The 12,516-nt window shown below is 54.8% G+C and carries 11 protein-coding genes; 8 read left to right on the top strand and 3 right to left on the bottom strand.

The features are described 5' to 3' along the window. Positions 1 to 195: 195 nt before the first annotated feature. Positions 196 to 954: a M48 family metallopeptidase gene (locus N2K86_RS18070; protein ID WP_010435388.1), complete on the bottom strand. Its 759-nt coding sequence runs from the start codon at positions 952 to 954 to the stop codon at positions 196 to 198. A 272-nt stretch (positions 955 to 1,226) separates the two neighbouring features. Here N2K86_RS18070 and tkt point away from each other — a divergent pair, with 272 nt between their 5' ends. The 7 genes from tkt (at position 1,227) to N2K86_RS18035 (ending at position 9,601) form a co-directional block, all read left to right on the top strand. Continuing rightward, on the top strand, positions 1,227 to 3,218 hold the full coding sequence (gene tkt / locus N2K86_RS18065) for a transketolase (protein WP_048977227.1): 1,992 nt from the start codon (positions 1,227 to 1,229) through the stop codon (positions 3,216 to 3,218). Positions 3,219 to 3,543: 325 nt separating this feature from the next. Continuing rightward, positions 3,544 to 4,563: an erythrose-4-phosphate dehydrogenase gene (gene epd / locus N2K86_RS18060; RefSeq protein WP_260659517.1), complete on the top strand. Its 1,020-nt coding sequence runs from the start codon at positions 3,544 to 3,546 to the stop codon at positions 4,561 to 4,563. A 49-nt stretch (positions 4,564 to 4,612) separates the two neighbouring features. Beyond that, positions 4,613 to 5,776 (top strand): phosphoglycerate kinase, encoded by a 1,164-nt coding sequence (gene pgk, locus N2K86_RS18055; protein ID WP_047646313.1) that lies wholly within the window; start codon positions 4,613 to 4,615, stop codon positions 5,774 to 5,776. A gap of 92 nt (positions 5,777 to 5,868) precedes the next feature. Further along, positions 5,869 to 6,948: a class II fructose-bisphosphate aldolase gene (fbaA, locus tag N2K86_RS18050; protein WP_042715531.1), complete on the top strand. Its 1,080-nt coding sequence runs from the start codon at positions 5,869 to 5,871 to the stop codon at positions 6,946 to 6,948. A gap of 186 nt (positions 6,949 to 7,134) precedes the next feature. Further along, the gene (gene mscS, locus N2K86_RS18045; RefSeq protein WP_260659516.1) at positions 7,135 to 7,989 is read left to right on the top strand and encodes a small-conductance mechanosensitive channel MscS; all 855 of its coding nucleotides are present in this window, start codon (positions 7,135 to 7,137) and stop codon (positions 7,987 to 7,989) included. A 148-nt stretch (positions 7,990 to 8,137) separates the two neighbouring features. Next, positions 8,138 to 8,773, top strand: coding sequence for an arginine exporter ArgO (gene argO, locus N2K86_RS18040; RefSeq protein ID WP_003860085.1), 636 nt, complete (start codon positions 8,138 to 8,140; stop codon positions 8,771 to 8,773). A 93-nt stretch (positions 8,774 to 8,866) separates the two neighbouring features. Next, positions 8,867 to 9,601 (top strand): oxidative stress defense protein, encoded by a 735-nt coding sequence (locus tag N2K86_RS18035; protein WP_260661718.1) that lies wholly within the window; start codon positions 8,867 to 8,869, stop codon positions 9,599 to 9,601. A 13-nt stretch (positions 9,602 to 9,614) separates the two neighbouring features. Here N2K86_RS18035 and N2K86_RS18030 read toward each other — a convergent pair whose 3' ends face one another. Then, positions 9,615 to 10,601, bottom strand: coding sequence for an IS110 family transposase (locus N2K86_RS18030; protein WP_260658920.1), 987 nt, complete (start codon positions 10,599 to 10,601; stop codon positions 9,615 to 9,617). A gap of 230 nt (positions 10,602 to 10,831) precedes the next feature. Further along, positions 10,832 to 11,725, bottom strand: coding sequence for a DNA-binding transcriptional regulator ArgP (argP, locus tag N2K86_RS18025; protein WP_006178395.1), 894 nt, complete (start codon positions 11,723 to 11,725; stop codon positions 10,832 to 10,834). Between the two features lie 126 nt (positions 11,726 to 11,851). Between argP and rpiA the strand changes: the two genes are divergently transcribed. After that, entirely contained in the window at positions 11,852 to 12,511 is a 660-nt protein-coding gene (gene rpiA / locus N2K86_RS18020; RefSeq protein ID WP_047355196.1) for a ribose-5-phosphate isomerase RpiA, read from the top strand. Positions 12,512 to 12,516 lie beyond the last annotated feature (5 nt).

The raw sequence follows: 12,516 nt of genomic DNA, 5'->3' as shown, positions 1-12,516 counted from the left end.
GTCTGGATATATTAATTTGAATGATTGCGTGGTTGATAATTACCGGAAATATTAACGATTGCAATAAATATGTGACCAGACATTTCAGGGGCTAAATGCAGATGTGGCGGGACTTGCGGGCGAGTTATCGATACGTGCTTTTAAATTGGCAATTCATGCGAAATAAAAGGGAGGCAAATAGGCCTCCCGGTAAAATTATTTAATTCCGTCTGCGGCCATACGGTCGCGAATATGTTGTGCGCGTTCTTCCGAAGCCGGGTGATCGTCAAACATGGAGCTTTGGCGACCCGCTTCCAGCTTGGCCAGTTTTTCGAAACTGGTAGCTAAACCTGATGGATTGATGCCGCGTTTGCGCAACAGATCGTAGGAGTAGTCATCCGCTTCGGACTCCTGACGCTGGGAGAACTGAGAGTTAACCAGCTTTTCCCCGACGTCGCCAAGCTGTGACTGCGACAGGCTGCCAACGATACCGCCCGCAGAGGCCGCCGCCGCGCGAACGGCGTTAGTGCCTAACGCAACCTGCATTCCTTTCTTCACATGGCCGAGCGCAACGTGGCCCATTTCGTGGCCGATAACCGCTTCCACTTCGTTGTCGGTCATCATGTCCATCAGCCCGCTATAGACGCGGATACAGCCGTTCGCCATGGCGAAGGCGTTCACGTCTTTCGCCATGTACACCTTATAGTTCACCGGTTGGCCGTTAATGTTATCGCCCAGCGCGGAAGCAATCTTATTCAGACGCTGCGTATAGGTACTGTTAGCCGGAGCAAGCGTGGCTTTTCCGTCCATATCTTTACACGCCTGATCGCTCAACGCTTTTACCTGCGCGTCGCTCAGGGAATAGGCCTGAAAGGCTTCTGCGCCTGAGGTCATCAGACCGTTAGAATCCATATTCTGACAGCCGCTCAGCAGGAGCGTCGTACCCAGGGCCAGCACTATTGCACGCATTTTCATGAGATTGCTTCCGTACTCGTTAATCTGAATAAAATCCGAAAAGTTCACCGTCAGCGAAGCCGGTGTCGGGCTAAGTATAAGGAATATCGACAGGGGCGGGCGAGGAGATTGCGCAACATGCGAGCATGATCCAGAGATTTCTTAACACGCAAAAGAATGCTCCATGTACATGACTTGCGGCTTGGGTTACATTGTTGGCACTTTTTTCCGGCGTAGCCCAAAACGCGCTGTCGTCAAGGGCATGGCCTTTAACAGTCCGATCTGGAGTTAAAATGTCCTCACGTAAAGAGCTTGCTAATGCTATTCGTGCGCTGAGCATGGACGCAGTACAGAAAGCCAAATCCGGCCACCCAGGGGCCCCTATGGGTATGGCTGATATCGCCGAAGTCCTGTGGCGTGACTTCCTGAACCACAACCCGCAGAACCCGTCATGGGCTGACCGCGACCGCTTCGTGCTGTCCAACGGCCACGGCTCTATGCTGATCTATAGCCTGCTGCACCTCACCGGCTACGATCTGCCAATCGAAGAGCTGAAAAACTTCCGTCAACTGCACTCCAAAACGCCTGGTCACCCGGAAGTGGGTTACACCGCTGGTGTAGAAACCACCACCGGCCCGCTGGGTCAGGGCATTGCTAACGCAGTGGGTATGGCGATTGCTGAGAAGACGCTGGCGGCGCAGTTCAACCGTCCTGGTCACGACATCGTAGACCACTTCACCTACGCGTTCATGGGCGACGGCTGCATGATGGAAGGCATTTCTCACGAAGTGTGCTCCCTGGCAGGTACCCTGAAGCTGGGCAAACTGGTTGCGTTCTATGACGACAACGGTATCTCCATCGACGGTCACGTTGAAGGCTGGTTCACCGACGACACCGCAGCACGCTTCGAAGCCTACGGCTGGCACGTTGTGCGTGGCGTTGATGGCCACGATGCTGACTCGATTAAACGTGCAGTAGAAGAAGCGCGCGCTGTGACGGACAAACCGTCCCTGCTGATGTGCAAAACCATCATTGGCTTCGGTTCGCCGAACAAAGCGGGTACTCACGACTCCCACGGCGCGCCGCTGGGCGATGCGGAAATCGCACTGACCCGTGAAGCACTGGGCTGGAAACACCCTGCATTCGAAATCCCATCTGAGATCTACGCTCAGTGGGATGCAAAAGAAGTGGGCCAGGCGAAAGAAGCGGCCTGGAACGAGAAGTTCGCTGCCTATGCGAAAGCGTTCCCGCAGGAAGCGGCTGAATTCACCCGCCGTATGAAAGGTGACATGCCGTCTGACTTCGACGCGAAAGCGAACGAGTTCATCGCTAAGCTGCAGGCGAACCCGTCTAAAATCGCGAGCCGTAAAGCGTCTCAAAATGCGATTGAAGCGTTCGGTCCATGGCTTCCAGAATTCCTGGGCGGCTCCGCTGACCTGGCGCCTTCTAACCTGACTCTGTGGTCGGGTTCTAAGCCAATCAACGAAGATACTGCCGGTAACTACATCCATTACGGTGTACGTGAATTCGGTATGACCGCGATTGCCAACGGTATCTCCCTGCACGGCGGTTTCCTGCCGTACACCTCTACCTTCCTGATGTTCGTTGAATATGCACGTAACGCCGTGCGTATGGCTGCGCTGATGAAACAGCGTCAGGTGATGGTCTACACCCACGACTCCATCGGTCTGGGCGAAGATGGCCCAACTCACCAGCCGGTAGAGCAGGTTGCTTCCCTGCGCGTGACCCCGAACATGAGCACATGGCGTCCATGTGACCAGGTTGAATCCGCTGTAGCGTGGAAATACGGCGTTGAGCGTCAGGACGGTCCAACCGCGCTGATCCTCTCCCGTCAGAACCTGGCACAACAGGAACGTACGCCAGAGCAGCTGGCGAACATCGCTCGCGGTGGTTACGTGCTGAAAGATTGCGCGGGCCAGCCAGAGCTGATCTTCATCGCCACCGGTTCTGAAGTTGAACTGGCTGTTGCAGCGTGGGAAAAACTGACTGCCGAAGGCGTGAAAGCGCGCGTGGTTTCCATGCCGTCTACCGACGCGTTCGACAAGCAGGATGCCGCTTACCGCGAATCCGTCCTGCCTAAAGCGGTTTCCGCTCGCGTGGCAGTGGAAGCGGGTATCGCTGATTACTGGTTCAAATACGTGGGCCTGAACGGCGCTATCGTCGGCATGACCACCTTCGGTGAATCTGCTCCGGCAGAGCTGCTGTTCGAAGAGTTCGGCTTCACCGTTGAGAACGTTGTCGCTAAGGCGAAAGAACTGCTGTAATTGCCATTTTGCCCGGTGGCGCTACGCTTACCGGGCCTACAAATGGCTCGAAAGTAGGCCGGGTAAGCGCTAGCGCGCCACCCGGCTTTTTTGTAAGCATTATTCCATCAAAAATGTGATGCAAGTCATATAGCTCGCTTATTCATCTGGACAGACATTCCTTTTATTCCCCAATTCGCTTATTCTTGCTGAAGCGTTTCAGTCGATTAAATGTTCGACAATTGACCAATCAATCGCAGTTTGTGACAGCAAGGATTCCCCTTCGGGCGTCGCTGGATTACTCTTTCAGCCACCTCAAACTCAGGGATAGCTTTGCAGGAGATCTATGACCGTACGCGTAGCGATTAATGGCTTCGGTCGCATCGGGCGCAACGTGGTTCGTGCTATATATGAATCCGGGCGTCGTGCGGAAATCACCGTGGTGGCAATCAATGAACTGGCGGATGCTGCGGGCATGGCGCATTTGTTGAAATATGACACCAGCCACGGCCGCTTTGCCTGGGACGTTCGCCAGGAAAGGGAACAGCTGTTTGTCGGCGACGATGCCATCCGCGTGCTGCATGAGAACAGTATTGAAGCACTCCCCTGGCGTGAACTGGGTGTGGATGTGGTGCTGGACTGTACCGGCGTGTACGGCAGCCGCGAACATGGCGAAGCCCATCTGGCTGCCGGCGCAAAAAAAGTGCTGTTTTCTCACCCCGGCAGTAACGACCTCGACGCCACCGTCGTGTTTGGCGTCAATCAGCATGAGCTGCTAGCCGAACACCGCATTGTTTCCAACGCCTCCTGCACCACCAACTGCATTATTCCGGTCATCAAACTGTTAGACGATGCGTATGGCATTGAATCCGGCACTGTGACCACGATTCACTCCGCCATGCACGATCAGCAGGTTATTGACGCTTACCATCCGGATTTACGACGCACGCGCGCAGCGAGCCAGTCAATCATCCCGGTGGATACGAAACTGGCTGCCGGGATCACCCGTATCTTCCCGCAGTTTAACGACCGTTTCGAAGCGATTGCCGTGCGCGTGCCGACGATTAACGTCACCGCAATCGATCTCAGCGTGACGGTGAAAAAACCGGTAAAAGCCTGTGAAGTCAACCTGTTGCTGCAAAAAGCGGCACAGGGTGCATTTCATGGTATAGTTGACTATACGGAATTACCGTTGGTCTCAGTAGATTTTAACCACGACCCGCACAGCGCCATTGTCGATGGCACACAAACGCGCGTCAGTGGGGCACACCTTATCAAGACGCTGGTTTGGTGTGATAACGAATGGGGCTTTGCTAACCGTATGCTCGACACCACGTTAGCAATGGCCGCTCAAGGTTTCAGGTAAGACGCATCGTGCGTCTGCAAAACTTTAAGAATCAACGAGAGGATTCACCATGTCTGTAATTAAGATGACCGATCTGGATCTGGCTGGTAAACGCGTTTTCATCCGTGCCGATCTGAACGTACCGGTTAAAGATGGCAAAGTGACCAGCGACGCGCGTATCCGTGCATCTCTGCCAACCATCGAACTGGCTCTGAAGCAGGGCGCTAAAGTGATGGTCACCTCCCACCTGGGTCGTCCAACTGAAGGCGAGTACAACGAAGAGTTCTCTCTGCTGCCGGTTGTTAATTACCTGAAAGACAAACTGTCCAGCCCGGTTCGCCTGGTGAAAGATTACCTGGACGGCGTTGAAGTGGCTGCCGGTGAACTGGTTGTTCTGGAAAACGTTCGCTTCAATAAAGGCGAGAAGAAAGACGACGAAACGCTGTCTAAGAAATACGCTGCTCTGTGCGACGTATTCGTGATGGATGCATTCGGTACGGCGCACCGCGCTCAGGCTTCTACCCACGGTATCGGTAAATTCGCAGACGTAGCGTGTGCAGGTCCACTGCTGGCTGACGAACTGGAAGCGCTGGGTAAAGCACTGAAAGAACCTGCTCGTCCAATGGTCGCTATCGTGGGTGGTTCTAAAGTTTCTACCAAACTGACCGTTCTGGATTCCCTGTCTAAAATCGCTGACCAGCTGATCGTAGGCGGTGGTATCGCGAACACCTTCGTTGCCGCTCAAGGCCACAACGTCGGTAAATCCCTGTACGAAGCAGACCTGGTTGACGAAGCCAAACGTCTGCTGTCCACCTGTGATATCCCGGTTCCAACTGACGTTCGCGTCGCGACCGAGTTCTCCGAAACCGCAACCGCCACCCTGAAATCTGTAAACGACATCAAAGATGAAGAGCAGATTCTGGACCTGGGCGACGTTTCTGCACAGAAACTGGCTGAAATCCTGAAAAACGCAAAAACTATCCTGTGGAACGGTCCTGTTGGCGTGTTCGAATTCCCGAACTTCCGCAAAGGTACTGAGATCGTTGCTAACGCAATCGCAGACAGCGAAGCGTTCTCTATCGCAGGCGGTGGTGACACCCTGGCAGCAATCGACCTGTTCGGTATCGCTGACAAGATCTCCTACATCTCCACTGGTGGCGGCGCATTCCTCGAATTCGTGGAAGGCAAAGTACTGCCAGCAGTAGCAATGCTCGAAGAGCGCGCTAAGAAGTAAGCCATTCAAGGGCAGGGAAACCTGCCCAATTTTCAGCGCGCTTATAAGAGCACGCACCTTTTCTAACGGCCGAAGATACAGGACTAAGCAACATGTCTAAAATTTTTGATTTCGTAAAACCTGGCGTTATCACTGGTGATGACGTACAGAAAGTGTTCCAGGTAGCTAAAGAAAACAATTTCGCTCTGCCAGCAGTTAACTGCGTGGGTACCGACTCCATCAACGCCGTACTGGAAACTGCAGCCAAAGTTAAAGCTCCAGTTATCGTTCAGTTCTCTAACGGTGGCGCTGCGTTCATCGCAGGTAAAGGCGTGAAAACTGACGTTCCTCAGGGTGCTGCCATCCTGGGTGCTATCTCTGGTGCGCACCACGTACACCAGATGGCTGAACACTACGGTGTTCCAGTTATCCTGCACACTGACCACTGCGCGAAGAAACTGCTGCCGTGGATCGACGGTCTGCTGGACGCGGGTGAAAAACACTTCGCGGCTACCGGTAAGCCACTGTTCTCTTCTCACATGATCGACCTGTCTGAAGAGTCACTGCACGAAAACATCGAAATCTGCTCCAAATACCTGGCGCGCATGGCCAAAATGGACATGACCCTGGAAATCGAACTGGGTTGCACCGGTGGTGAAGAAGACGGCGTGGACAACAGCCACATGGACGCTTCTGCACTGTACACCCAGCCAGAAGACGTTGATTACGCTTACACCGAGCTGAGCAAAATCAGCCCACGCTTCACTATTGCAGCATCCTTCGGTAACGTGCACGGCGTTTACAAACCAGGTAACGTGGTTCTGACCCCAACCATCCTGCGTGATTCTCAGGAATACGTGTCCAAGAAACACAACCTGCCGCACAACAGCCTGAACTTCGTCTTCCACGGCGGTTCCGGTTCTTCTGCTCAGGAAATCAAAGACTCCGTAAGCTACGGCGTAGTGAAAATGAACATCGATACCGACACCCAGTGGGCAACATGGGACGGTATCCTGCAATACTACAAAACCAACGAAGCTTACCTGCAGGGTCAGCTGGGCAACCCGAAAGGCGAAGACCAGCCGAACAAGAAATACTACGATCCACGCGTATGGCTGCGCGCTGCGCAGACGTCCATGGTGACCCGTCTGGAGCAGGCATTCAAAGAACTGAACGCGATCGACGTTCTGTAATTTGAGCTGCTAACAGCATCAGAAGGCCCGCAAATGCGGGCCTTTTTTTTCGCATTTTCAACATGCTGCAACATCTGCTTTTGTGATCTGTTTGGCAATATTTGCGCTTTTTGTTTACCCTTTACTGACCTGCCTGTCTCCATGGGGGATGGATTTTGTGTTTTGGTTTAACAAAAGGAAGAATAAATGGAACAACTCGATGTTGTAGACAGCATCAATCACGCCGGTAACTGGCTGGTGCGTAACCAGGCACTGCTGCTGAGCTATGCCGTGAACATCGTCGCGGCGATTGCCATCATCATCGTCGGGATGATCGTGGCGCGTATTGTATCGAATGCAGTCAACCGCGTGATGCTGGCCCGTCACATTGACGCCACGGTGGCTGATTTCCTCTCCGCACTGGTACGCTACGGCATTATTGCCTTTACGCTGATTGCGGCACTGGGTCGCGTGGGTGTGCAGACGGCATCCGTCATCGCCGTGCTCGGTGCGGCTGGTCTGGCTATTGGTCTGGCGCTGCAGGGCTCGCTTTCAAACCTGGCGGCAGGCGTTCTGCTGGTCACCTTCCGTCCGTTCCGCTCGGGTGAATACGTTGACCTTGGCGGCATTGCCGGAACCGTGCTGCAGGTGCAGATTTTCTCTACCACCCTGCGTACCGTCGATGGCCGTATCGTGGTGGTACCGAACGGAAAAATCATTGCGGGCAACATCATTAACTTCTCCCGCGAGCCGGTGCGTCGTAATGAGCTGATTATCAGCGTGGCCTATGACTCCGACATCGATCAGGTGAAATCGCTGATTAGCAATATCATTGCTTCTGACGATCGCATTCTGAAAGATAAAGAGCAGACGGTTCGCCTCAACGAGCTGGGTGCGTCATCCATTAACTTCGTGGTGCGTATCTGGAGCAAAAGCAGCGATCTGCAAAACGTCTACTGGGACGTGCTGGAGCGCATTAAGCGCGAGTTTGACGCCAACGGCATCAGCTTCCCGTACCCACAGATGGACGTGAATCTTAAACGCGAGCAAGCCGCCGAGTAATCCCCGACGTTACAGGCCCGGTAAGCGCGAGCGCCACCGGGCTTTACCTTCATAAGCTCCGCTAATACCCAATTAATATTATCCATTTCCTCTAATGTGATTCGCGCAGTATAGTCAGCTTCCAGAACAATACTGCGAGAAAATCGTCATGCTATCTTATTATTTTCAAGGCCTTGCATTAGGTGCGGCCATGATCCTTCCCCTCGGCCCGCAAAATGCGTTTGTGATGAACCAGGGCATCCGCCGCCAGTATCATCTGATGATCGCGTTGCTGTGTGCTGTCAGTGACTTGCTGCTTATCTGCGCCGGGATTTTTGGCGGCAGCGCGCTACTGATGCAGTCCCCATGGCTGCTGGCGCTGGTGACCTGGGGCGGCGTGGCGTTCCTGCTGTGGTACGGATTCGGCGCACTGAAAACGGCGATGAGCAGCAATCTTGAGCTGGCGAGCGCCGAAGTGATGAAGCAAGGCCGCTGGAAAATTATCGTCACCATGCTGGCGGTGACCTGGCTTAACCCGCATGTTTATCTGGATACTTTCGTGGTGTTGGGTAGCCTGGGTGGACAGCTGGACGTTGAGCCGAAGCGTTGGTTTGCGCTCGGTACGGTCAGCGCCTCCTTCCTCTGGTTCTTCGGTCTCGCCATTCTGGCGGCGTGGCTTGCCCCGCGTTTGCGTACCGCTAAAGCTCAGCGCATCATCAATACGCTGGTCGGTCTGGTGATGTGGTTTATTGCCTTCCAGTTGGCAAAAGAGGGCATTCATCATGTACAGGGATTGTTCAACTAAGCGTTTGTCTTATGGACATCTGAACAAGACCCGCTAAGCTTGCTGGCATGCGCCCTGATGTTGGGGCACTCTTCGCAACATGGAGGAATGACAGTGAAGTTTAAAGTGATGGCCCTGGCGGCATTAGTGAGTTTAGGTGCGGTGTCGGTGCAGGCAAATGAGTTGCCAAATGGCCCGCACATCGTCACTTCAGGCACCGCAAGCGTGGACGCGGTACCGGATGTTGCAACCCTGGCAATTGAAGTGAACGTGGCAGCGAAAGATGCCGCCTCCGCTAAAAAGCAGGCTGACGATCGTGTTGCGCAATATCTCTCTTTCCTCGAGCAAAATGGCGTAGGTAAAAAGGATATCAGTTCCGCTAACCTGCGTACCCAACCGGATTACGACTACCAGAACGGGAAAAGCATTCTTAAAGGCTACCGTGCCGTGCGCACCGTGGAAGTGACCGTGCGTCAGCTTGATAAGCTGAACTCGCTGCTTGATGGCGCGTTAAAAGCGGGACTGAATGAAATTCGTTCCGTCTCACTGGGCGTTGCGCAACCGGAGAAATACAAAGACGAAGCCCGTAAAGCCGCGATTGATGATGCAATCCATCAGGCGGAGCAGCTGGCTTCTGGCTTTAAGAGCAAGCTCGGCCCGGTTTACAGCGTGCGTTACCACGTCTCTAACTACCAGCCAAGCCCGATGGTACGCATGATGAAGGCTGATGCAGCCCCGGTTTCTGCTCAGGAAACCTATGAACAGCCAACCATTCAGTTCGACGATCAGGTGGATGTGGTGTTCCAGCTGGAGCCTGCAGCGGCAGCACAGCCGAAACCTGCTCAGTAACCTGTAGATACTGTTATGCCACGCAAGCATTTTCCTGATGCAACGTGACATCGAACGGGCGTCCTGACTTCAGGACGCCATACGCCACCTGCGCCAGCTTACGCATCATCGCTCCGATTATCAGCTTCGCTCCCTTACCGTTCTTTTCCAGACGCGCCCTGAATCCTTTTCCCCACTCCGTTTTGTACAGCGCCACCATCGCGGGCATATACAGCGCCCGGCGAAGCGAGACATGGCCAGCCTTACTCATCCTGCTTGCCCTGTTTACGCTGCTTCCGGATTCATGTTGCCGCGGTGTCAGCCCTGCGAACGCCGCGAACTGCCGCGCCTGCCCGAACCTGTCCTTCAGTCCCACATACGCCAGCAGCACGGCGGACGTCTTTTCACCGATACCCGGTATGCTGTCCAGCAGTTTTCGCCGGTGCTTCAGGTCCGGGTCGTCATCCGTCAGGTCCTTTATCTGTTTCTCCAGCCGCTTCAGCTCCGCTTCCAGCCACAGAAGGTGCGCATCAATGCTCGGCATCTGCACCTCCCGCGCCGTCTCACGGCGGTTCAGCTCCTGCGTGTGCATGTCCGTCAGGGACTGATGCCGCAGTACCAGCGCCCGCAACGCGCGCTCCACCGGATGCGGTGCCTCCCAGGCTGCCGGACGCTTCTGCCGGCAGAACTCTGCCAGCATACGGGCATCCACGGCATCGGTTTTACTGCGCAGGCCTTCGCTCTGCGCAAAGGCTTTACCCAGAGCCGGGTTGATGATGGATACGGTGAAACCGGCATCGCTGAGGGAAGCCGCGACGTCTTCCATATAGGTGCTGGTCGCCTCCATGCAGATGTGGGCCGGAGCCACATTATGGCTGCGGAGCCACCTGAGCAGCTCCTCGTGACCTTTAGGGGTGTTAGTAAACTTTTTGCTGCGGTGACGGCCATCAGGTCGCAACACATCGACATCCAGCTTAGCTTTGGAGACATCGATACCAATAAAGTGAAGTTCCTGTTCCATAGTGAAACCAACCTTGTGAATGCGGATTACCGGGAAAACCGGTCCATGATACTGTCCGGTTTGTCACTTGTGGAGAAGGGGCAGTCCACTGCAGGGATCTACAACACAGGCTCGAGGCCTAAGGCCGGGTACGGCATGTGGACTGCCTGACAGAAAGAACTGGCCGGTTCTTTCTGTACGGGAGGATAATACAAGGCCGGGTAAGGCGGAGTCGCCACCCGGCTTAATTTTTAGTCCTGCCTCAGCACCTTATGCCCAAACGCCAGCAGCGCGTCGGTGACGTTGCGCATCATACGGCTTTCCGGCGCAAAGCGGTGCCAGTAAAGCATCCGGCGCTGATACAGCCCCGGCGTCAGGTCAATCAGCTCACCGCTTTTCAACTCTCTCTCAATCTGCAGATGCGGGATCATGCAGCAGGTGGTTCCCTGACGTGCAAGCTGCACAAAGGCTTCGGACGAGTTCACAATATGGCACGGCACGCTGCCCGGCGGGAGATCGAAGTTTTGCTGCAGGAACGCCTGGTGCATATCGTCCAGATGGTCGAACGCCACGGCAGGGGCTTTCAGCAGCGCGGCGCGGGTGACGCCATTCGGGAAGTAGCGCTCCGCGAAGGCTTTTGAACCGACAAACAGGTAGTCCAGCGCACCTAGCTGATCGACAAGACAGCTTGGCAGCGCCTGAGGCTGGATACTGACCGCTCCAACCACCTCACCACGACGCAGGCGCTCCTGTGTACGGGTTTCATCTTCTACCTGTAAATTCAGTCGAATAGGGGAGTCGGCCAGGACTGGCGCAAGGGCAGGCAGCAGCCAGGTTGCCAGACTGTCGGCGTTCACCGCCAGCGACAGCAGCAGTGGCGTGGAACCCGTTTGTTCATCACCCAGCCACTCATCTTCCAGCAGTTCAACCTGACGCAGCAGCGCGAGGAGCTTTTGCCCTTGCTCCGTTGGACGCGGCGGAACGGTACGCACCAGCAGGGGTTGCCCGAACATGTTTTCAAGCTGTTTGATACGCTGTGATACGGCGGACTGGGTGATGCACAACTTCTGCGCCGCGCGCTCAAAACCGCGTTCACGAATAACCGCATCAAGTGCCTGTAGTGTTCTGTAGTCCGGACGTTTCATTGCTCTGGCTTACTCCTTAATTTTGCTTAATCTGCACTATGACACAATTTTCCTTTCCTGGCAGACGAAATCCATTCGACGTGTTCTATAATGCGCCCTGAGTTTTCACACCACAGGCAAACGATCATGACGCAGGATGAACTGAAAAAAGCAGTAGGATGGGCCGCTCTCCAGTACGTACAGCCAGGGACCATTGTTGGTGTTGGCACGGGGTCGACGGCGGCGCACTTTATCGATGCACTGGGCACGATGAAGGGGCAGATCGAGGGCGCGGTTTCCAGCTCCGATGCGTCCACGGAAAAGCTGAAAAGCCTCGGCATTACCGTTTTCGATCTCAACGAAGTGGATCGTCTGGGGATTTACGTTGATGGCGCGGATGAGATCAACGGCCATATGCAGATGATCAAGGGCGGCGGCGCGGCGCTGACGCGTGAAAAGATCATCGCTTCTGTAGCGGACAAGTTCATCTGTATCGCGGACGCCTCCAAGCAGGTCGATATTCTGGGGAATTTCCCGCTGCCGGTCGAAGTGATCCCCATGGCCCGTAGCGCGGTTGCCCGTCAGCTGGTGAAGCTGGGCGGTCGTCCGGAATACCGTCAGGGCGTAGTCACCGATAACGGTAACGTGATCCTCGACGTTCACGGTCTGGAAATTCTCGACGCCGTTGCGCTGGAAAATGCCATTAACGGTATTCCAGGCGTAGTGACTGTAGGGTTATTCGCCAACCGTGGCGCGGATGTGGCGCTGATCGGCACGGCTGACGGCGTGAAAACCATCGTAAAATGATCTGA

Origin of the sequence: Enterobacter mori (assembly GCF_025244905.1) — a bacterium.
In the GTDB taxonomy this organism is placed as follows: Bacteria; Pseudomonadota; Gammaproteobacteria; order Enterobacterales; family Enterobacteriaceae; genus Enterobacter; species Enterobacter mori_A.
This window is presented reverse-complemented; position numbering and strand designations above follow the sequence as displayed.